The 21142-nt window shown below is 37.0% G+C and carries 18 protein-coding genes and 1 other annotated feature; of the genes, 10 read left to right on the forward strand and 8 right to left on the reverse strand.

Translation table 11 applies throughout. The features are described 5' to 3' along the window. Positions 1 to 86: 86 nt before the first annotated feature. Positions 87 to 1250, forward strand: coding sequence for a DUF418 domain-containing protein (locus MKY94_RS18930; protein WP_342577588.1), 1164 nt, complete (start codon positions 87 to 89; stop codon positions 1248 to 1250). 46 nt (positions 1251 to 1296) lie between these two features. On the opposite strand, the gene argS is transcribed toward MKY94_RS18930, so the two are convergent. Further along, positions 1297 to 2976: an arginine--tRNA ligase gene (argS, locus tag MKY94_RS18935; protein ID WP_342577589.1), complete on the reverse strand. Its 1680-nt coding sequence runs from the start codon at positions 2974 to 2976 to the stop codon at positions 1297 to 1299. 51 nt (positions 2977 to 3027) lie between these two features. Continuing rightward, positions 3028 to 3244, reverse strand: a binding site (T-box leader). Positions 3245 to 3330: 86 nt separating this feature from the next. Beyond that, entirely contained in the window at positions 3331 to 4182 is an 852-nt protein-coding gene (locus tag MKY94_RS18940; RefSeq protein ID WP_342577590.1) for a GNAT family N-acetyltransferase, read from the reverse strand. Positions 4183 to 4248: 66 nt separating this feature from the next. Between MKY94_RS18940 and aroD the strand changes: the two genes are divergently transcribed. Beyond that, on the forward strand, positions 4249 to 5001 hold the full coding sequence (gene aroD, locus MKY94_RS18945) for a type I 3-dehydroquinate dehydratase (protein WP_342577591.1): 753 nt from the start codon (positions 4249 to 4251) through the stop codon (positions 4999 to 5001). A gap of 205 nt (positions 5002 to 5206) precedes the next feature. Here the strand turns inward: aroD and MKY94_RS18950 are convergent, their stop codons facing one another. The 3 genes from MKY94_RS18950 to MKY94_RS18960 form a co-directional block, all read right to left on the reverse strand. Beyond that, positions 5207 to 5665 carry a GNAT family N-acetyltransferase gene (locus MKY94_RS18950; RefSeq protein ID WP_154312155.1) on the reverse strand — a complete coding sequence of 153 codons (459 nt, stop codon included), beginning with the start codon at positions 5663 to 5665 and terminating at the stop codon, positions 5207 to 5209. 80 nt (positions 5666 to 5745) lie between these two features. After that, complete coding sequence (locus MKY94_RS18955; RefSeq protein ID WP_154312154.1) at positions 5746 to 6204, reverse strand: GNAT family N-acetyltransferase; 459 nt, start codon at positions 6202 to 6204, stop codon at positions 5746 to 5748. A gap of 84 nt (positions 6205 to 6288) precedes the next feature. Then, complete coding sequence (locus tag MKY94_RS18960) at positions 6289 to 7701, reverse strand: stalk domain-containing protein (RefSeq protein WP_342577595.1); 1413 nt, start codon at positions 7699 to 7701, stop codon at positions 6289 to 6291. A 135-nt stretch (positions 7702 to 7836) separates the two neighbouring features. On the opposite strand from MKY94_RS18960, the gene MKY94_RS18965 reads away from it, so the two are divergent. The 3 genes from MKY94_RS18965 (at position 7837) to asnB (ending at position 11941) form a co-directional block, all read left to right on the forward strand. Beyond that, complete coding sequence (locus MKY94_RS18965) at positions 7837 to 8736, forward strand: ABC transporter ATP-binding protein (protein WP_151112334.1); 900 nt, start codon at positions 7837 to 7839, stop codon at positions 8734 to 8736. Continuing rightward, entirely contained in the window at positions 8729 to 9967 is a 1239-nt protein-coding gene (locus tag MKY94_RS18970) for an ABC transporter permease (protein ID WP_144539355.1), read from the forward strand. The genes MKY94_RS18965 and MKY94_RS18970 overlap by 8 nt, the downstream gene beginning before the upstream one ends. A 129-nt stretch (positions 9968 to 10096) precedes the next feature. Beyond that, positions 10097 to 11941, forward strand: coding sequence for an asparagine synthase (glutamine-hydrolyzing) (gene asnB / locus MKY94_RS18975; RefSeq protein ID WP_342578703.1), 1845 nt, complete (start codon positions 10097 to 10099; stop codon positions 11939 to 11941). A gap of 53 nt (positions 11942 to 11994) precedes the next feature. On the opposite strand, the gene MKY94_RS18980 is transcribed toward asnB, so the two are convergent. The 3 genes from MKY94_RS18980 to dapD form a co-directional block, all read right to left on the reverse strand. Continuing rightward, entirely contained in the window at positions 11995 to 12804 is an 810-nt protein-coding gene (locus tag MKY94_RS18980; protein ID WP_191697525.1) for a class I SAM-dependent methyltransferase, read from the reverse strand. Between the two features lie 483 nt (positions 12805 to 13287). After that, positions 13288 to 14415, reverse strand: coding sequence for an N-acetyldiaminopimelate deacetylase (locus MKY94_RS18985; protein ID WP_151112328.1), 1128 nt, complete (start codon positions 14413 to 14415; stop codon positions 13288 to 13290). An 11-nt stretch (positions 14416 to 14426) separates the two neighbouring features. Next, the gene (dapD, locus tag MKY94_RS18990) at positions 14427 to 15140 is read right to left on the reverse strand and encodes a 2,3,4,5-tetrahydropyridine-2,6-dicarboxylate N-acetyltransferase (protein WP_151112326.1); all 714 of its coding nucleotides are present in this window, start codon (positions 15138 to 15140) and stop codon (positions 14427 to 14429) included. Positions 15141 to 15461: 321 nt separating this feature from the next. Between dapD and MKY94_RS18995 the strand changes: the two genes are divergently transcribed. From MKY94_RS18995 to MKY94_RS19015, 5 genes are all read left to right on the forward strand, one after another. Next, positions 15462 to 16457, forward strand: a complete 996-nt coding sequence (locus tag MKY94_RS18995) for a TAXI family TRAP transporter solute-binding subunit (protein WP_342577597.1) — start codon at positions 15462 to 15464, stop codon at positions 16455 to 16457. Between the two features lie 39 nt (positions 16458 to 16496). Beyond that, entirely contained in the window at positions 16497 to 18467 is a 1971-nt protein-coding gene (locus MKY94_RS19000) for a TRAP transporter permease (protein ID WP_342577598.1), read from the forward strand. 296 nt (positions 18468 to 18763) lie between these two features. Next, on the forward strand, positions 18764 to 19663 hold the full coding sequence (locus MKY94_RS19005) for an ATP-binding cassette domain-containing protein (RefSeq protein WP_342577599.1): 900 nt from the start codon (positions 18764 to 18766) through the stop codon (positions 19661 to 19663). A 71-nt stretch (positions 19664 to 19734) separates the two neighbouring features. Then, entirely contained in the window at positions 19735 to 20418 is a 684-nt protein-coding gene (locus tag MKY94_RS19010) for an ATP-binding cassette domain-containing protein (RefSeq protein ID WP_342578704.1), read from the forward strand. 156 nt (positions 20419 to 20574) lie between these two features. Then, on the forward strand, positions 20575 to 20997 hold the full coding sequence (locus tag MKY94_RS19015; RefSeq protein ID WP_154312147.1) for a DUF4395 domain-containing protein: 423 nt from the start codon (positions 20575 to 20577) through the stop codon (positions 20995 to 20997). Positions 20998 to 21142 lie beyond the last annotated feature (145 nt).

Below are 21142 nucleotides of genomic sequence, written 5' to 3' on the forward strand. Positions count from 1 at the left end.
ATAACAAAAGTATAAACTTTTTACTTATTATTTTATTATATTTCAATTCTATTCTTATTCTTATAACAAGTTAAGGAGGAATTAGTTTGAAAAGAATTGAAGTTATTGATGCTTTAAGAGGTTTTGCATTATTAGGGATTTTGTTAGTGAATATACATTTTTTTAACGAATCACTTCAAGCAATTAGTTTGGGAGGAGTTCCTATAGAAGGTAAGCTCAACGAGTCGATTGACTTTTTTACTGCACTTTTAGTTGAAGGAAAGTTTATGCTACTATTTTCTTTTCTCTTTGGGTATGGCGCCACCATTTTGTACATGAAATCTACTACACAAGGGATAAAATTTACCCCTTTATACTTAAAAAGGATGTTTGCCTTATTCATCTTCGGATTGATCCATGGCTTGTTGCTTTGGTATGGCGATATTTTAACCACTTACGCAATAGTTGGCATTGTACTGTTATTTTTCTTAAAACGAAAGTCTAAGACAATACTTATTTGGTCTCTTGTATTACTTTCTATTGTCCCACTTCTACTTGGTATATCTACCGGATTGACCTCTGGAACAGGGAACTATTCTTCTATTGATTTTTCCGAAGAGATTAAATTATCTCAAGAAATAGATAAGCAAATTTATGCGGAAGGAACTTTTTCTGAAATAGTAGCAAAACGTTCTATGGACTTTGTTATGAGCTTTTTCAATATGATATTATTTTTCCCCCAAATTTTAGGGATATTTTTACTTGGAGTATTTTTTGGAAAAAAAAGTATATTAGAGAACCTTCATGAGAAAAAGCATTCTTTCCTTGTTATTGGACTAATTGCCACATTGTCTGGAGTTATCTTAGAGTTACCTATGTTATTGGCAAACTCCTCGAATCTTATGTTGGAAATGATATGTGTATTTATAGCAGGTCCATTACTGATGCTAGGCTATCTTTGTTTCTTCTGTCTTGCTTTCCTAAAATATAAAGAACAACTATTATTCTTTTCTTACATTGGAAAGCTTGGTTTTAGTATGTATATTTTACAATCCGTGATTTGTAGCCTCTTATTTTATAGCTATGGTCTGGGCTTATTTGGAGAAATTCAGCTTTGGCAAACCACTATCATCGCTATATCCATTTATATATTTCAGTTTTTACTTAGCTATCTTTGGATTAAACATTTAAAGTTTCAATCAGGTCCCTTAGAATTTATTTGGAGGTTATTTTACAGAGGTAAAGGGTTCCAACATAAGGCTAACAAGTAAGAAACTTTGGAGAAATTCCCACTGTCAGCAAGACAGTGGGGTTTTTCTACATCTGCTCCGGAGCATCTATCCCAAGTAAACTTAACCCTTCCTTTAAAACTATGGCAACCGCATAACAAAGCGTCAGCTTCGATTGCTTTGTTTCATTATCAACTAATATTTTTGTATTCGCATAATATTTATTGAAATGGCGAGATAGCGTTAGGCAATATTTTGCGATAAGTGATGGATCTGCCTGTTCAAAGGATTTCTGGATAACCTGTGGAAAGCCTTGAAGTGTCATTATCGTTGGCCATGCAGGTTCGCCTAGTCCTTCAAAACTCATGTCATTAATCTCAAACTTACCTTTTTGAAGGAGTGAGTTTATGCGTGCGTGAGTGTACTGAATATAGGGTCCAGTCTCACCCTCGAAGTTAAGCATTTGCTCCAGAGAAAATTCTACGTCATTCATACGATGATTTTTTAAATCATGGAAGATGACAGCCCCTACTCCAACTGATTTAGCAACCTCCTCTTTGTGAAGAAGTGAAGGATTTTTCTCCTCAATACTTTTTTTCGCCTCCTCGATAGCTTCATTTAAGACTTCTTTTAATAAGATCACTTTTCCTTTACGAGTCGACATCTTCTTACCATCCTTAAGCATCATCCCAAAAGGTACATGCTGACAGTCCTTTGCCCACGCATAGCCCATTTTTTGAAGCACACTGAAAAGCTGTTTAAAGTGAAGTGATTGTTCGTTGCCGACTACATAAAATGCTTTAGTAAAGGCATAGTTATTTTGACGATACAAGGCTGCAGCTAAATCTCTCGTTGCGTATAGAGTAGCTCCATCGGTTTTTTTGATCAAACATGGTGGCATATTCTCTAACTCGACTACTAACGCCCCGTCAGATTCCACGAGCAAACCCTTTTCTTCTATTTCTTTGACGACCGGTTCCATTTTGTCATTATAGAATGCTTCTCCATTAAAGGAATCAAACTGAATTCCTAGTAATTCATAGATATATTGAAATTCTTTAAGAGAGGCTTCCTTGAACCATTTCCAAAGCTGTAGTGCCTCTTCGTTACCCTGCTCTAGACTCTTGAAGGCAGCTCTTGCCTCAACATTGAGCTCTTCATCCACTTCAGCCTTTTCATGGAATTTTACATAGATTTTCAATAATTCCACTATTGGGGAGGCTTCAATTTTTTCTTTGTCTCCCCATAGCTTATAAGCAACGATCAGCTTTCCAAATTGAGTTCCCCAATCACCTAAATGATTAATACGAACAGCTTTGTAGCCATTTTTCTCAGAAATATTGGCAAGAGCATTTCCGATTACAGTTGAACGTAAATGTCCCATAGAGAATGGCTTAGCAATATTTGGTGAGGAAAGGTCTATAGTAACTTGTTCGTCTTTCATTGGTAGCTGGCCATAATTGTTTTGATTTTTAAGTATTTCCCCTAACACTTCTTTCGCAATAGTTTTCTGGTCATAAAAGATGTTCAAATAGCCCCCTACTGCCTCTACATTAGCAATAAGTGAACTCTTCACCTGTTTTGCCAATTCAGAAGCGATAAGCTGTGGTGATTTTTTATATAATTTCGCTAGCGTAAAACAAGGAAATGCTAAATCTCCTAATTCAATGTTCTTTGGTTTTTCTAAAAGCATTTGTATTTCTTTCACTGTTAACTTACTTTCTATCTCAGTCTCAATCGAAATAGCAATTTGCTTTAATAGTTCCATATATATTCACCCTCCATTTTGTTTTTCCATATAAAAAAGCTCTCATCTCTATGAAGAGACGAGAGCTGAAATTCCCGTGGTACCACTCTAGTTGTCACATATTGTGACCGCTTTAACGTTATTAACGAGGACTTCCCCGATCTTTTCTACTCTAGTTCAAAAAGCTTCTCCAAAGTGCGTTTCTCTGAAAAGTCCTGTATCAGGCTCTCACTACCCCTGACTCGCTAATCATTATCTCATCAGATACTCTCTTTATCATCGAATTGTGTATGAATTTTCACTAATTTTAATGGAATCAAATACTAAAGTCAATATGTGAATAAATGTCTCCTTATCTATCTAACATTTACTATCTCATTTATTCCCCAGCTTTAAATGAACTGAATCCATCAACTTTTGATAACCAATTTCTTGATATATTTTGTTGGATGTGGGATTTAACATATCGGTATATAAAACACAGAAGTCATATTCCTTTAAAAGCTCCTTGCTGCAGGCTGCTACCATTGTTCTTGCATAACCTTTGCGTCGCTTTTCTTTAGGAGTAAATACCATAGAAACAGTCACTCCATGAGTTGATGGTCTAGCCTTCTTCATCATAGACACAATCTCTCCATCGTCCTCCCATAAGAAAACCTCCTGTCCATTCAACATAGCAGTCACTCTCTGGGCTATTTCCTCTTTAGCAGTACTAGGAAGTCCAGTATCTTCTTCAAATTGGCTATACCATGATTCTATTAATGGAGCATCATCGTTATTAGCAAATCTCCAAGATCCTGGGCTATTTTCTAGCGTATCATCCACTTTATTTAATCGATATAATCCCTGTTCCATTAATAGTGAATTTGCTTGTCCCGTTTTCTCTTCCCATTTTGACGCGAAGCGAATAGCCCATTCCTTTACACTTATGATCGAGTTTATATGTATACCACGTTGTAAAATCTCTTCAATACATAAATCGATTGACGCTTCGATTTTATTTAAATCGACAAAAATAATATTAAGTGGATGTGGTGGAGTCATCTGGAAAAGTGCCAATAACTCTCCATCCTCCTCAATAGTAGCCATCAGTGGATCCTCATATCCTCCCACTCTAATTCTTTCAAGCACACCTAAAAATAAGCTAAATTTGTCCTCGTTTTGCTTTAAAAAAGGTTTTGCAATATCGTAAAACTTCTCTGCACTTTCATAGATTTGAAATCTCATTTTTACATCCCCTTTGTAACGTTTTATGTTAATATAACGTAAAACGTTGCATGATGGGAGATATTTATGAAAATTATTTCTATTCGGGATATTCATATTGGGGAAGGACTACCAAAAATTATTGTTCCACTAGTCGGAAAAAATAAAGAAGCCCTTTTTAAGGAGCTACAATTAGTTAAGGATGCTTCTCCTGATGTAGTCGAATGGAGAGTAGATTTATTACTGGAAGTTGAAAGCTTAGAATCTGTCAAAGACACCCTTTCATACATACGAGGTTATTTATATCCTACCCCCCTTTTGTTTACTTTTAGAAGTCACAAGGAAGGCGGCAATAAAGTTATTGAACCTGATTATTATAAGCAACTTTTACGTGAAGTGATCCAGACAAAGGAAATAGATTTAATTGATATTGAGCTTTTCTCAGAGGAAGTTGAGGAGCTAGTTTCTTTAGCTAAGGATAATCATATTTCTGTGGTGATGTCCAACCATGATTTTAATGGAACTCCCTCAAAAGAGGTAATAATAGAACGCTTAACAGCTATGCAAAGACTAGGTGCAGATATTCCTAAAATTGCTGTTATGCCTAATAGTCCAGCCGATGTTATTACCCTCCTGGATGCTACCTATACGATGTATTCTACATATGCGGATCGTCCGATTATTACAATGTCTATGGCTAAATCAGGTATTATCAGTCGTTTATCTGGAGAAATTTTCGGTTCAGCAGCTACCTTTGGTTCAGTTGTATCAGCTTCCGCTCCAGGACAAATTGAAGCAAAAGAATTAAAGAAAGTGTTAGGACTTTTACATAACGCATAGTAATAACTGCTCCCAATCATTATTCGGGGGGCAGTTTTAATGTTTAAGGCTGAGGAAATTCGCATTCTAATTGGCAAAATTAAACATTATAATTATTAAAAACAAAAGATATACATAAATGAGCTAGGAAATATATATCCAAGCTCATTGTATTTTCACTAAATAGATCATTAGTTAAAGTAAAATAATTTACTTTAGAATTACCTTACTTTAAACCTGTTTCCTTTTCATATAGCTTGATATGATCACCACTCACGCCGTACACAACGCCATTATTTTTCCACCCGTATTTTTCATAATAGCCTTCAAGATCTGTGGACAAATAAAGCTTATCATATCCTTTTCTTGCTGCTTCTTTCAGGCTGTGTTGTAGCAGCATTGAGCCTATTTCTCTACCTCTATATTCTTCTTTCACGAATAAGCAGGCGAGCCATGGGCAAAGGTCTTGGCGACTATTAAGGTCATTTCTTAATAACGCATAAGTTCCAATGATCTCCTCCTCTTCAATCATCACATAAAATCTTGGAATATCTGAAAAACAACAAGAATGAATCATAGCATCTTCATAAAATTTATAATTGTGCTCATTTCCCCATTCTTTCCAAAATACTTGAATTGCTTTTTCGAATAGGTTATTCCTTTCCTGTAACTCAATAATTTGCATTATCTTTCCCCCAATCTAGCATAACCTGCTACGTTCGTCGAAACACACCTCTATTAAGTAATGATACGCTTAGAGCTTTCTTATTTTTCTGTGGATAAAATCCTCTCTAGTCGTATCATATCCACACAAGGAATGCCGTTTTCCACAATCTCTTCGGGATAATTAATTTTAAAAAAATCCTTATCCACAGAAATAATTCTGAATCCACACTTTTGATAGAGTGCAAGCTGATTTATACTGGAGTTTCCTGTACCTACTTCTATTTTTTGATAACCAAGCTCTTTTGATTTCTGTATGGCATCGAGAACTAATTCTTTTCCTATTCCTTTTCCTTGATGTTGTTCATGTACAGCTATATTTTTAAGCTCCACAATCTGGTTATTCAAAGGCACTAAGACATATACGCCAATTATTTTATTTCCGGCTTTCGTTATATAGCATTGACCCTTATCTAAATAAGCTTTAACTAATTCCTCTGCGGGATCTGCTAACAACATCAAATCCATTGGAAAATTGCTGTCTATTTTGCATACATTCATTTCCTTCCCCCCTGGAGTATTTCTCAACATAAATTGTACCAAAAGAAAAGCCGTCCTTCTCTTTATGAGCGGACGACATATTCTTTAAGACTCTGGAACAAGAATTTCTAAAATATCTTCAGACACATAGGTTTTCTTGTTGTGCAAAACCGGTGTTTCTTGAAATTCTCTTATACTTCTATTGTATCCATACTTCAGCTCTCCCCTAGTAATGGAAAGTGAGCTATTGCCAAGCTTTAAGTACACACTATTACGTTTTGGATGGGACATTACTTCATATCCTAAATACTGAGCCACCTCACGTATAGGAATCATCTTAACTCCATTTTGAATTAAATGGTCATTCACTATTATTTTGTTGAGCTCTTTTTGAACAGGTTCAATATATTCTAGTGCAATAATTTTTGATGGAGTCGTAAGTTTTTGATTGTTCTTAGGTGAACTATAAAATACGATTAACTCTTTGTTTGTTAAATCGTTCTTGGAAATTTTCTTTCCCTTTTCATCCACCAATTCTGTTTTGTTGGTAATTTGAAGTTTCAGCTCTTTATCTAGACTAACAAATTGCTTATCGAATTTTGACACTTTCACTAGGCCACTCTTTTCTTCATGAGCAACAATGATTTCTGGAGAGATTCTTGGTGGATAAATTAAAATCATTGGTTTATTTTTATCGTAATAGGCATCAATTTTCATCCCCTTTTTAAAGGAATCAATAGAAATCGCTTTTGTAGAAGCGCTATTAAGAGCTATTACATCTTTATTTAATACTAAAATAGAAATCTGAGGCTCTTTCTCATTCGTTTCTACAGTTAAGGTTACTTCTTTATTATTTTTAGAAACTTCCTTAATAGTACCGGAGAATTTCATAAAGTTGCTGGCATCTTTTTCTTCTAAAACAACTACTTTGTTCGGTATTGTTTGAGCAGGAATACTTCTTGTCGAGGTTTTATAAAAGACAATCAGCTCATTACCCACTAAATTTTTTTGATCGATACTTTCTCCATCCTTATTAACAACAAGCGTTTCCTTAGAAAGATTCAGCTTTAATTGGTTGTCCTCACTTGTTAACTTTTCATCGAAGACTCCAACCTTTGTATAGCCTACATTTTGGTCATCATGAGCAATTATTAACTCTGGCGAAATTTGGGCTGGATAGATCATAGTCCTAGCTTTTGTTTTATCATAGTAGGCTTCTATTCTTTGCCCTTTGACAAATTCTTTTTTTTCTATTTCCTTGGCTGTGCCGCTATTATATAAAAGCGTCTCGTTTGTGATTGTAAAAACAGTGACAATCGGTTCTTTTTGCTCTGTTTCAACAGTAAGTATGACATTGTCTTCTTTATTTACGACTTCTTTAACGATACCAGTAAATCTTTCCAGTTTAGAGTTTTCATTAACCATGGTATCCTCTCCCTCCTTCGCCAAAACAAATGTAGGTGTGAGAAGAAGACAGATTGCTATAAAGCTGAACGAAAGATAGTGTAATTTTTTCATTTCTGATCATCCCCTTTGTTTTCATCAGTGAATTAGACGGAACACCATGATAAACGTTTCAAAATTTTTTGAAACATTTATTATTCTAATGCGTATAAAGTAGTACGAAAAAATACTTAGGAATGGAGCTTAAACATGGCGTTAGTAATTAATGAAGTAACCAAACGTTATCAAGATTTTACTGCAGTTGACCATCTCTCCTTCACCATAGAAAAAGGTGAAATATTTGGTTTAATCGGTCAAAATGGTGCCGGTAAAACTACGACCTTTCGAATGATACTAGATTTACAGGAAACTACGGAAGGAACCATCACATGGGATGGTACGAATATCAATAATATTAATAGAGATCTTTTAGGTTATTTACCCGAGGAGAGAGGTATTTTCCCTGCTATGAAAGTGGAGGATCAGCTATACTTCTTTGGAGAGCTTCGTGGTAAATCCCGTAAGGAGTTAAAAAAAGAAGTGGATTACTGGATTGATCGTTTTGAATTAGAGGACAAACGAAAAGCGAAAGCTGAAACACTGTCCAAAGGAAACCAGCAAAAGGTGCAATTGATCGCAAGCTTCATTCACCAGCCAGCATTTCTTATACTAGACGAACCATTTAGTGGACTGGATCCAGTAAATAAGGATTTGTTGAAGGGTGCCATTTTAGAGCTAAAAGACAAGGGCACAACTATATTATTTTCTAGCCATCAGATGGAAAATGTAGAAGAGCTTTGTGATCATTTATGTCTTTTAAAACGTGGTGTCTCTTTGTATGCTGGAAGCCTGCTAGACTTAAAGAAACAATATGGAAAAACAAAACTTACTATTCGTACAGAGCTTTCAAAGGAGACACTTGAAAGCATGGAGGGCGTTAAGTATGTCCATGTTGGAAAAGACCAGTATATCCTTACACTAGCAGATGAAAAATACGCTCAAGCAATCTTTGACTCTATTTTTGATGGTAAGTATATCGAGAAATTTAGCCTAGATTATTTGTCATTAGATGAAATCTTCAAGGATAAGGTAGGTGGCAAGAATGTCTAAATTTTGGTTGTTAGTCAAACAGTTATATACTCAAAAAATAAAAGCAAAATCTTTTATAATCATGCTTGCCATCTATGTTGGCGTTATTTCCATCGTAATGTTTTGGTCAGATATAAAGGCTGCATTCTTTGAAAGTGAAGCATTAGAAATTGCAGTTATAAATGAGACAGAGGCTGATATAGAGGCTTTATTCCAATCTAATAATGATTTAGCATTTTCGTTCCCTACTTCTCCAAATGATGAGGTAGAAAAAGAAGTCATTGACGGAGACTATGCAGCTGCCATTTTTATCAAAGATGAAGAGAATTCTCTTAACGCGGAAATAGCAACATATGAGCCATTAGCATTTACTGATCAGCTCAGTCTATCTTCCACTCTTCAATATGCTGGGAAATTGTATGAGGTACAGCAGCTGAACCTCACAGCCGAAGAAGCAGATAAAATTCTACAGTCCGAAACCATCATTACAATGAAAAATTTAGATGAAGCCTCTGCTGGGGGCAAGAGTGAGGATGAGAAGGCGGTAGGAATCGTCGCTTCTATGCTCATCGGCTCCTTAATTTATGGTTTCTTAATATCCTTTTTATCTATGATAACAACAGATGTGGCTTCTGAAAAAGGTTCTCGTGTTTTAGAGGTTCTTCTTGCAAGTGTTAAACCATCTACTCATTTAATAGCTAAATTAACAGGTACATTTCTCTTGGCAATTACACAAATCGGAGCTTTGATAATTTTGTTAGCAGTTATTTTTATGACAGTTGATGGTGGCTCTAAAATTGATAGTTTACAGCCTATGATTGAAGAGCTTTCCTATTCTTATATTGGGTATGCCCTAGCATTTTTAATCATGACCATTGTGCTAAATTTAATCATTGGTGCATTGTTAGGCTCACTTGTATCTAAAGTAGAGGAAGCTGGTCAGGCAGTTATGCCAATGACTATCATCGGAATCATTGGATTTTATGTATTAATTTTCGGAGCGCAAAGTCCAGACACCATGCTTGTAAAGGTATTCTCTTACATACCATTTACATCGGGTATGGTAATGCCATTACGCATTGGTGCAACTGACATCGGGGCATTTGAGCCGATGCTAGCTCTACTAATACTAACCGTTACCTCTATCGTAGCATTCATCATCAGCCTGTCCTTCTATAAACGAAGCGTTCTTACTTATAGCTCAGGCGGTATTATCCAAAAGATTAAAACTGTATTAAAGGTAACAACATAATCCTAAATGAAAGTACCACGAACCTCACATGTTCGTGGTACTTTTACTTATTTCGGTCACTTATCTCTCGTCACTTTTTCAGCACTTTTTTGCATATACTATGGGGGTGAAAGAAGGGATGCGAATTATATGTGTGGAATAACCGGATGGGTTGATTTTAGAAAAGATTTACGGGGGTATTCTCCTGTTGTGGAGAAAATGGCAGAGAGTTTAAAAAAGCGGGGACCAGATGATCATAATGTGTGGAGTGCGGTCCATGCTCTCTTTGGTCATCGAAGATTGACTGTTGTTGATCCCGTCGGAGGCAAACAGCCAATGAGCAAAAGCTATCAATCTAGGAATTATACGCTTTGCTATAATGGAGAGCTTTATAACACGGAAGATTTACGAAAGGAATTATTAAGTAGAGGGCATTCATTCTCAGGGCATTCAGATACAGAGGTATTATTAACCTCTTATATTGAATGGAAGGAAAAGTGTGTTGATTACTTTAATGGAATTTTTGCTTTTGCCATTTGGGATGAAGAAGAGCAAAAGGTTTTTATAGCAAGAGACCGCTTAGGAGTAAAGCCATTGTTTTTTACGGAAAGAAATGATGGATTGCTATTCGGATCTGAATTAAAGGCATTGCTTGCACACCCAGATGTTCCAACAGAGATTGATCGGAATGGATTATCAGAGATTATTGGGCTTGGGCCTTCCCGCACTCCTGGATTCGGTGTATATAAAGGGATAAAGGAGCTTAGACCAGCACATGCATTAACTTTTTCGAAAAACGGCCTGCGTATGTGGCGATATTGGAACGTGGAAAGTAAAGAGCATACCGACACATTAGAGGAAACGATAGAAAAAGTACGTTACTTAGTAACAGATGCGGTAGAAAGACAGCTTGTGTCCGATGTGCCTTTATGTACATTCCTTTCGGGAGGAATAGATTCTAGTGCTATTTCTGCAATTGCTGCAAATGCTTATAAAAGAGATGGAATACCCCCTCTTCATACTTACTCGATTGATTATGAAAACAATAATGTTCACTTCAAGGGAAATGAATTTCAGCCTAGCGAGGACTTCCCTTTCATCCAAAAAGTCTCTAGCTCTCTTCATACTACTCACCATTTTTCAGTCATTACACAGGATGATCTAGCCCAATTTTTAACGGAGGCAGTCCATGTACGTGATTTACCTGGAATGGCAGATATAGACTCCTCTTTACTATGGTTCTGTAAAGAAATAAAAAAGGATTTTACCGTAGGATTGTCCGGAGAATGTGCGGATGAGATATTTGGGGGCTATCCTTGGTTTCATAAGGTTGGAAATGCAGAAACAGGCTTCCCTTGGATTCGATCCAAGCATGAAAGACACTCCTTGCTAAACGATAGCTGGCAACAAAAATTGAAAATTGAAGATTATGTACAAAACGCATATGATATAAGCGTAGCAGAAACACCTCAGCTGTTTGGCGAGTCCTCCTTAGAAGCAGAACGAAGAAATCTCTTTTATATGAATATGATTTGGTTTATGTCCACACTTTTGGAACGAAAAGACCGGATGAGCATGGGAGCAAGCTTAGAAGTGCGTGTCCCCTTTGCAGACCATCGTCTTGTAGAGTATGCGTGGAATATTCCGTGGGATTTTAAAATGGTTGGAAACCAAGAAAAAGGCATTCTTAGGAAGGCATTAGAGGGAATTCTTCCAAACGAAGTGCTCTATCGTAAAAAGAGCCCTTATCCAAAAACCCATAATCCGGTCTATGCAGCAAAGGTTCAGCTCATGCTGAAGGAGCAACTGCTAGATAAGAATTCTATATTGCATGAACTATTTGACCCTAGAAGTCTTCAAACGTTAATCGAATCTAATGGAGAGGCCTTTAAGATTCCTTGGTTTGGACAATTGATGACTGGTCCCCAGCTATTAGCTTACTTAGCTCAAACGCATATTTGGTTTAAAGATTATAATGTTCAATTGGTGGATTAATAAATGTTAGAGGGTGGCGGTGACAAATCACTTTCACCCTCTTTATTGTTCAGCTATTTTTTTACTCCAATATACAATAGGTGAGAGGATATCCCTAAAATATAAGGGTCATTGGCTTTTTCAATCAGCAGGTCAATTAGATTTTTGTATTCCTGCTCACCTTTGTCTTTCCAGTAGTCCCAATTTTCCTTATTCAATATTGAAGCGACATTTGAGCCTATTAATTCTAAGCTTTCAAATCCATGCGCTTCCATGAACGGCTTTATCTCTTCGATATTAAAATAATACGCTCCTGTAAAACGCCCAGCTTCTTGGTGATTAAAGCTGCCTGTGTCGTTAAATTGTTGAATGCTTTTCATCTGGTTATTTGGCTTCCAATTTTCAGGGTACATGAGAGAAGTAAGTATGTGCTTAATCCTAGGCATAAACGCAATAAAAACAAGCCCATTCTTTTTGGTTACTCTATGTAATTCACGTATTGCTTTTATCCGGTCGGCTTCTTCCTGTAAATGATACATAGGTCCAAGCATAAGAGCCGCATCAAACTGCTCATCTTGGATCCCGGATAAGTCTCTTGCATCTGCTACAAGAAAATCTGAAAAGTGATTTTCCAGATGAAATTCTTCTGCTTTTTCTTTCGCTATCTCTACTAGTTTCGGTGTAAGGTCAGTTAGGGTTACCCTATAGCCCTCCATTGCTAGCTTGATTGAATATTTCCCCGGTCCCGCCCCGTTATCGAGTATATTCCCAGCAGGAGGAAGATATCTCTTTATGTAATGCCAATTCACCTGAAATTCAATTGGTTCTCTTTCAAGTCTCCCCCACTCATCAAATTGGTTGTAATAATTAATAATGTCACTCATAACAAACACCTACATTCTTCATCAATTTTAATATTAGTTCTATTTGCAGTAGGATAATCCCTGCTAGATGAAATAATTTATACTATTTTCAACTATTAAATAGAAATAGTTTACCCGGCAAGCATGTATATAGATGACAAATTTCAGCTCTCGGCGGGGGCATTCCGTGGGGTGAGCGATAAGCCATCACCGTCGCTAGCGCGCACGTTGTGATGGCTTATCTGTCTCACTCATCCCACTGGAGTCGCCGCCTGTCGCTCCAATCATTAGATTGAGAGTAATTAGAGGGGAATAACTTATACTGTTATATTCAGCCATCAAATAGAATCAGCTTAAGCGAAAAGCATGTGTAATAGATAGTACGATTTTGCTAATATCACCTCCAATTTTCAAAAAAATTCAATCCTACTCTAAAGGCAATAAATCAGAAGACTTTATTGTTTCTTAGAAAAAAAAGACAGAGATTCATCATCTCTGTCCAGTCTATTTGCTTGTAAGTGTTCTGAAGTATTTGTCTACAAAAGGAACGAGATAGTCTAAAACCTTTTCACTTGGATTCATCTTCGCGTGGTGAAGTCCAAAAGGAGAATCGACACCAGCCCAGAATAACATGCCTGGTATGTCCTTTAAGAAATAGCCAAAATCCTCGCCTGTCATCGCGGCCTCACAGTGGATGGCGTTGGTTGCTTCATGCTGCTCTGCAAAAGCTAGAAAATCATTGGCGATATCCTCATTGTTATATACCTGATAATAAGAAGACCCATAATCGATTTTCACGTCACAATCAAATGCTATTTCAGTGGCATGGCAGAATGCTTCTATTTTTTCTTTAATGAGTGTCATTGTAGAAGCATCCATTGTCCGAATAGTTCCCTCTAAACGAGCATGACCAGAAATAATATTTTGTACAGTTCCCGATGAAAACTTTCCAATAGTTAAAACTGCAGGCTTCATTGGATTGACTACTCGGCTAACGATAGACTGCAACTGTAGCAAAAGAGTCGCTGCCGCAATCGACATATCCTTTGCTTGGTGTGGATAGGCAGCATGGCCCTCCTTCCCTACTAAGTCCATATAGAGCTCAGAGGTATTGGCAAATAGTAAGCCAGGGCGAGTAGCTATCGTACCAACTGAATATTCTGGAGCTACGTGATAAGCAAATATCTTGTCTGGCATAAGCTCGGGCTGTTCTTCCTTTAGCCAATGTAACATCGGAAGAGCACCACCTGGACTTTCCTCTGCTGGTTGAAACAAGAACACCATATGATCGTTTAATGGTGACTCTACTATTTTTTGAAGCAAACCGAGCGCAACGGTCATATGCATATCGTGCCCGCAGGCATGCATTCTACCCATGTGCTCAGATGAAAAGGCAACATCGGTAGCCTCCGTGATTGGGAGACCGTCAATATCAGTCCTCCAGCCAATCGTTTGAGTTGGCTGGAGTCCTTCTACTTTCACGACAATACCTGTCTTCCACGTAACAATCGTTAATCGATCCTGTGGAAGCGAGTGGATTTGCTCCAATAAGTAAGCCTGCGTTTTCACCTCTTTAAATCCAAGCTCCGGTATACGATGCAAATCGCGACGAATATCAAGTAAGGTTTTCATGTGTCACCTTCTTAAATTTGACGTAGTTCTTGCATAATTTCTGTTTTAGATTTTGTTTGTGCATCGATATCTTTAATTACCTTAGCTGGTGTACCCGCAACTACTGTATATGGCGGTACATCTTTTGTTACAACTGCTCCGGCAGCAACAACTGCTCCTTTGCCAACTCGGCACCCCTCTAAAACTACAGCATTAGCACCGATTAATACGTCGTCTTCAATTATTACTGGAGTTGCAGAAGGTGGCTCAATAACACCTGCAAGCACTGCTCCAGCTCCAATGTGACAGTTATCTCCCACTGTTGCACGACCACCAAGGATTGCTCCCATGTCGATCATTGTACCTTTACCAATGACAGCGCCAATGTTGATTACAGCACCTAGCATGATAATTGCATTATCACCAATGCTCACTTGATCACGAATAACTGCACCTGGTTCAATTCTTGCATTAATACCTTTTAAATCTAATAAAGGTATTGCAGAGTTTCTGCTTTCATTTTCAACTACTATATCTTCAATTTGTGCTTTATATTCATCTAATGTCGGTTGAATTTCAGACCATTCTCCAAATAGAATAAGAGAATTCCCTTGTCCAAAAACCTTTGTATTTTCTCCGAAAGAAAGTTGGTCAATCCCACTTCCTTTTATGTATACCTTCACTTGCGTAGATTTTTTTGCGTGTTGAATGTAAGAAATAATCTCATGTGCATCTAACTGTTTCATGTTCTCATTACCTCCTCAAATATGTGCTTATTGTACATTAATTTTTATTAAAAATCACGAATTTAAATACATTTTCAAATAATTAATTATCTTATCTACATATTAAAAGAGATTGTTGCAGGATTATTACAGGTGCCTGGCACCTGTAATAATCCTGCAACCATTTATAAAAATCAGAAAATACTGATATTTAGTTGTAAAATTATAGATTAAAAGTATAATATTAATAATCATCTATTTGATATGCCAACCGGCTTATTTTTTTACAACATAATGGAAGCGCTATCATTTGGGTGAAAAATAAACCTTGGGGGAGAGAAATTGAAAAAAAAGAGTCTTAGTCTTGTTTTGTTAATGGTTTTGGCACTTTTGGTTGCAGCGTGTAGTGGAGGGAAGCCAAATATTGCTATCGGCCCTCCGGCTAGTGAGACTAGCTCCGTCTCTAAGCTAATTTTAGATGCCTATGGAATTACTGATGATGATTACAAAGCTTATCAGGAGGGCTTTGGTGATGCTGCTGATGGTGTACAGGATGGAAATATTGATATTTCTATAGGTATCCTTGGACTCCCGGCTGCAAGTATCGAAAGCTTGCAAAATTCTGCAGGAGATGTTGTGATGATTAGTTTATCTGATGATGCAATCTCTTATATTGAAGAGAATAGCGGATATAGACGTCACACTATTCCTAAGGATACGTATGACTTTTTAGATTCAGATGTGGAAACTGTGACTGCCTACGCTATTTTAATGGGAAGTACAGATACGATCGATGATGAGCTTGGTTATGAGCTAGCAAAGATAATGATTGAAAACGCAAATGAAAATACACATGCTCAAGCAAAGCAGATGATTTTAGAAAACGCACTAAACGGAGCTGAGGGGCTTCCTATTCATCCTGGCGCAAAGCGTTATTATGAGGAACAGGGTCTCACTATTGACAACCCAGTAGCAGAGCTTACTGCTGACAAAAGCAACCGCAAGAATGATTTTATACTCGGAACTGGAAGTCAAGGCGGCACTTATTATCCACTAGGGGGAGAGATGGCAAGTATTTGGAACAAACATATCGAAGGATTTAACTTAACAAACACAGAAACTGGCGCATCTGTAGAAAACCTATCTAGTATTCGAGATGGAAACATGGATTTAGGTATGTCTGTACATGTACCAGCAATACAAGCAGTCAATGGCGAGGCAGCATTTGAAGGACATGAAGTTCCAAACGCCGCATTTATTGGTCATATTTATCCAGAGGTTATTCAAATTGTCACACGTAAAAGCTCTGATATTAAAAGTTTGGACGATGTGAAATAAAATCGAGGTATAAAATCCAATTAAAAATGAGGTGAGACAATGAAAGATCAGCAACCAATAAATGCACAAGAAATACTAGAGAAATATGATAAGGAAAATCAGTTTCGATCAAATATTGGAAAATGGGCATGGGTTGTTACCTTTTTAGGGGTGGCCTTAACCGTATTCCATTTATACACGGCCTATTTTGGAACCCTACCAACTCAAAAACAAGGTGCCGTTCATGTAGGAACTGCTCTCGGTGTCATTTTTCTATTGTACCCATTAAAAAGAGACCTACTTAAAACACAAAAGAAAATACCTTGGTATGACATCGTGCTTGCCTTTACCGCCATGTATGTAACTTATCATAAAATAATCTTTTTTGATTCTATTCTACAGAGCAGAATTTCCGGATATAGCATACCTGACATAATCATCTCCGTCCTTGGGATTCTTCTTGTCCTAGAAGCGACCAGAAGAACGGTTGGCTTACCAATCGTCATAGTGGCTTTAGTAGCCATACTTTATGCTATCTTCGGAAATTTTGTCCCTACTCAAATCCTTTCCCATCCTGGATTTTCTTTAGAGCGAACCGCTACTGCACTTTGGTACAAAGAAAGTGGAATATTCGGCACCCCCGTTCAAATTTCAGCAAAGTTTATATTCCTCTTCCTATTCTTTGGCGTAATGCTCGTACAAACAAATGTAGGGAAGTTCTTCAACGATTTAGCCTTTTCTTTAACCGGAAGATATACAGGAGGTACTGCAAAAACAGCTGTTGTAGCAAGTGCATTGCAAGGGACTATATCAGGTAGCTCCGTTGGTAATACAGTCGCAACAGGGTCCTTTACTATCCCTATGATGAAAAAAGCAGGTTTTAAGCCTGAATTTGCTGGTGCTACCGAAGCCGCTGCATCTACTGGAGGACAAATTATGCCTCCAATGATGGGCGCCGCGGCCTTTATCATGATGGAAATTTTGGGTGTATCGTATGGAACTATTATGATGGCGGCGATTATACCAGCGATATTGTATTTCACAGGTATCTTTATCGGCACTCATTTTGAAGCAAAAAAACTTAAAATACTTGGGCTCCCAAAGTCTCAATTACCTTCTTTTAGAAAGACTATGAAACGAAATTGGTATATGCTTTTACCTCTCTTCGTTATTACTGGAACGATAATTTATGGTTTTACCCCTCAACGTGCAGCTCTTTTTGGAATAGTCGCTGCGTTTTTAGTAAGCTTAATACGCAAAGAAACAAGGATGTCCTTTAAGCAAACTATAAATGTATTAGAACAAGGTACAAGAGTCGCTCTACCGGTTATAGCAGCCGTTGCCACAGCTGGTGTCATAGCTGGAATTGTTAGTATGACTGGCCTTGGCTCCAAATTTGCTGCTGGAGTTATAGCTCTATCAAACGGATATATCATTCTCGCTCTAATATTTACCATGATTGCTTGTATTGTATTGGGGATGGGATTACCCACTACAGCAAACTATGTAGTCACAGCTACTATTGCTGCTCCAGTTTTAATAAATGAATTCGGAGTAGCTCCAATTGCTGCCCATATGTTTGTATTCTATTTTGGTATAGTCGCAGATATCACTCCACCTGTCTGTCTTGCAGCTTATGCCGGGGCAGGTATTGCAGGAGCAAACCCTTTTAAAACAGGTATGAACGCCGTCAAACTAGCCATCGCGGCCTTTATCGTTCCGTTTATCTTTATCTATAATCCAATCTTAGTAATGGTAGATGTAGAACCAGTAATGCTTATAGTCTCTGTTACTGCTTCCTTAGTAGGAATGGTAGCTGTCAGCAGTTCCATGATTGGCTATTTTATAAGGTACTCTAAGGTCTGGGAACGATTCATCTTGTTTGTGGCTGGGTTAATGCTTATTGTTCCAGAAATTTTAAGTAGTGTACTTGGGCTTGTACTCATACTAGGAATTTGGTTCATACAAAAAAGAAGAACAGACGACGAGCTTGGAATAGAGGGCAGTAGATCGAGTCAAGCATTGTATTAATTACCTCTTTAATTTTCAGAAGAATATGTTATATTATATAGTAACTAATATCGAAGGGACGATGGGTGGACAATGATTTTATAATCTTATTTCTCGCTTAATATTACTGCTTTATGCAGAAAAATATTTTTAGCTTTGACGGAAATAGGATTAGTCTGCCCATTTTTCAAATTGAGATAATAAATTACTACAGGCATATATATTTGTAGTTATTTTTTGTCGTACACTAAATGGCCAGTAAAATCCTTCCGTCTAAATCGGAGGGATTTTTTTATCTCTCCAAGGGAGGTAATACAATGACTTTACGAGGAAGATTAACGAACATCAGCATAACCCATGGTGACAAAGAGATCATTAACAATATAAAAACCGATATACATTTAGGGGCTGTAATAGGAATTGTCGGTAGAAATGGTGAAGGAAAATCTTCTCTTCTTTCCATTCTTTCAGGTGAAAGCTCTCCCACTTCCGGACAAATCGAATGGATAGGGACTACTCCCACCATCAGCTATTTCAAGCAAGAAGATGAGCATTTCCATTCAAATGTAGAGGAAAAAGATGAACGGACTTATATCAGTAAGTGGTCTGTCCCTAATAATCGTCCTTACGATGCATTAAGTGGCGGAGAAAAAATGAAAAAAAGACTGTCTAAGGTTTTTGCAGAAAGTTCTCAGTTACTTTTACTTGATGAGCCTACTAATCATTTAGATCAAAGTAGTCTATCCTTCTTAAAAGAAGAAATAGCTACCTATTCTGGAACGATTATATTAGTATCACATGATCGATACTTTTTAGACGAAGTATCAAATTATATTTGGGAAATTGAAAATAAAAACCTAACCGTCTATACAGGAAATTATTCTACCTATCGTAAAAGAAAAGAAGAAAAACTTATCACTCATCAAAGAGAATATGATGCACAACAATCAAAAATCCGACAAGTTGAAAAGCAAATGGAAGTATTGAAAAATTGGTCCAACAAAGCACATGAAGAATCGACAAAAAAAGACGGTGCAAAAGAGTATTTTCGTATGAAGGCTAAGAAAAAGGATGTTCAAATTCGCTCCAAGCAAAAACGACTAGAGCTAGAGCTTTCCAAATATCAAGTAGAACGTCCAGTAGAGGAAAAGGAAATCAATTTCTCTATTGAAGGTAATAAGAAAAAAGGGAAACGCGTCATAGAAGCAAAAATTTAAGCAAATCTTTTAACGAAGAAATTCTATTTCAAAAAGCTTCCTTTACTATCCAAGCTAAAGAACGTGTTGGAATCCTCGGATCAAATGGGAGTGGTAAAACAACCTTTTTCCGAATGCTGACTGGAGAAGAAACATTTGAAGGTGAGCTTTGGAAAACCGAATCAATGAACATCGGCTTTTTACGCCAAACAGTATTCGATCTTCCAGAAGATCAAACCCCCTCTGACTTTTTTACAACTACCGATTATGATACAAGGGGTGTAATTCAAACCTTAATGAACAATTTGGGCTTCTCTAAGGATCATTGGTTAAGACCAATTTCTACAATGAGTATGGGAGAAAGAGTAAAACTAAAGTTAATGGAGTTCATGGTAGATCAAAAGGATGTACTCATTTTAGATGAGCCTACGAACCATCTCGATTTGCCTTCTCGAGAACAGCTAGAAAGGACACTGTCTACGTATCCCGGTACTATTTTACTCGTAACCCATGACCGTTATTTTTTAGAAAGGCTAACAAACAAGCTTCTTATATTTGATAAAAATAGAATTCAAAAGCTTGAGATGAATTATACTGATTGGCTTAGTAGAAGCGAAGAAAACGACAATAACAAGTTACTTCTAGCTCTAGAAACAGAGCGACAAGCTGTACTAGGTCAATTAAGCTATCTTCCATCTAAAGATTCCAAGTACATGGAATTAGATGAACAATTTAAAATGCTAACCCAAAAGATAAATCAACTAAAAAATAAGTAAACAAAATGGCTGCTCAAAATCCCAGAGCAGCCATTTGTCGTTAGGAGCATAAAAATGTCGATTTCCCGGGAAATAGGTCAACGGATTCAATTTTTTTACATTCTATTAGAAACAACATATAATATAATAAATCCAATCAGAAAAGTAGGTTTTATCATGAAGACAATTCCGAAGCCTCTCGTTATGGTCAATCAATGGACAATTGTAATCTCTGTCGTCATCGCGCTTATCACTCAATCAGCATGGATTCTGCTCATTCCGTTAATTGCCAATTTATCTAGTTTATTATTTGGTTTTCATCCCATTTTAGTTGTAGCCAAAAGATTTCTAAAGAAGCCTAGTAAGGAATATATTCAAGAAGATTATGCTCAGCTAAGGTTTAATCAATGGTTGGCAGTTGGCTTTTTACTTATAGCTAGTATTAGCTTCTTTTTGAAGTGGAGTATTTCATTTAATATTGCAACTGTTATGGTCGGTTTAGCTGCATTTATTGCTATACTAGGATTTTGTATAGGCTGCTTCTTTCGTTTCCAATACCAGCAATGGAAGTATCGAAGAAATAACTCTGCAACACATTAAGATTTTCTACAACTAGAAAAGAGAAGAACTGTTTGTAATCATAGTTCTCCCTTGTTTTTTCAATCTTTTCTTTTTAAGGCTCTAAACTATAGCAATAAGTAATTATATGGCTGCTCAAATCATTTAGAGCGGCCATTCTTAAGTC

Origin of the sequence: Psychrobacillus sp. FSL K6-2843 (assembly GCF_038626375.1) — a bacterium.
Classification (GTDB): Bacteria; Bacillota; Bacilli; order Bacillales_A; family Planococcaceae; genus Psychrobacillus; species Psychrobacillus faecigallinarum.

What these genes read in the sequence shown, in the direction of transcription:
- argS (WP_342577589.1), bottom strand. Translation starts at nt 2,976, where the DNA reads ATGGAACTATTAAAGCAAATTGCTATTTCGATTGAGACTGAGATAGAA.
- MKY94_RS18940 (WP_342577590.1), bottom strand. Translation starts at nt 4,182, where the DNA reads ATGAGATTTCAAATCTATGAAAGTGCAGAGAAGTTTTACGATATTGCA.
- aroD (WP_342577591.1), top strand. Translation starts at nt 4,249, where the DNA reads ATGAAAATTATTTCTATTCGGGATATTCATATTGGGGAAGGACTACCA.
- MKY94_RS18950 (WP_154312155.1), bottom strand. Translation starts at nt 5,665, where the DNA reads ATGCAAATTATTGAGTTACAGGAAAGGAATAACCTATTCGAAAAAGCA.
- MKY94_RS18955 (WP_154312154.1), bottom strand. Translation starts at nt 6,204, where the DNA reads ATGAATGTATGCAAAATAGACAGCAATTTTCCAATGGATTTGATGTTG.
- MKY94_RS18960 (WP_342577595.1), bottom strand. Translation starts at nt 7,701, where the DNA reads ATGAAAAAATTACACTATCTTTCGTTCAGCTTTATAGCAATCTGTCTT.
- MKY94_RS18965 (WP_151112334.1), top strand. Translation starts at nt 7,837, where the DNA reads ATGGCGTTAGTAATTAATGAAGTAACCAAACGTTATCAAGATTTTACT.
- MKY94_RS18970 (WP_144539355.1), top strand. Translation starts at nt 8,729, where the DNA reads ATGTCTAAATTTTGGTTGTTAGTCAAACAGTTATATACTCAAAAAATA.
- asnB (WP_342578703.1), top strand. Translation starts at nt 10,097, where the DNA reads ATGTGTGGAATAACCGGATGGGTTGATTTTAGAAAAGATTTACGGGGG.
- MKY94_RS18980 (WP_191697525.1), bottom strand. Translation starts at nt 12,804, where the DNA reads ATGAGTGACATTATTAATTATTACAACCAATTTGATGAGTGGGGGAGA.
- MKY94_RS18985 (WP_151112328.1), bottom strand. Translation starts at nt 14,415, where the DNA reads ATGAAAACCTTACTTGATATTCGTCGCGATTTGCATCGTATACCGGAG.
- dapD (WP_151112326.1), bottom strand. Translation starts at nt 15,140, where the DNA reads ATGAAACAGTTAGATGCACATGAGATTATTTCTTACATTCAACACGCA.
- MKY94_RS19000 (WP_342577598.1), top strand. Translation starts at nt 16,497, where the DNA reads ATGAAAGATCAGCAACCAATAAATGCACAAGAAATACTAGAGAAATAT.
- MKY94_RS19005 (WP_342577599.1), top strand. Translation starts at nt 18,764, where the DNA reads ATGACTTTACGAGGAAGATTAACGAACATCAGCATAACCCATGGTGAC.
- MKY94_RS19015 (WP_154312147.1), top strand. Translation starts at nt 20,575, where the DNA reads ATGAAGACAATTCCGAAGCCTCTCGTTATGGTCAATCAATGGACAATT.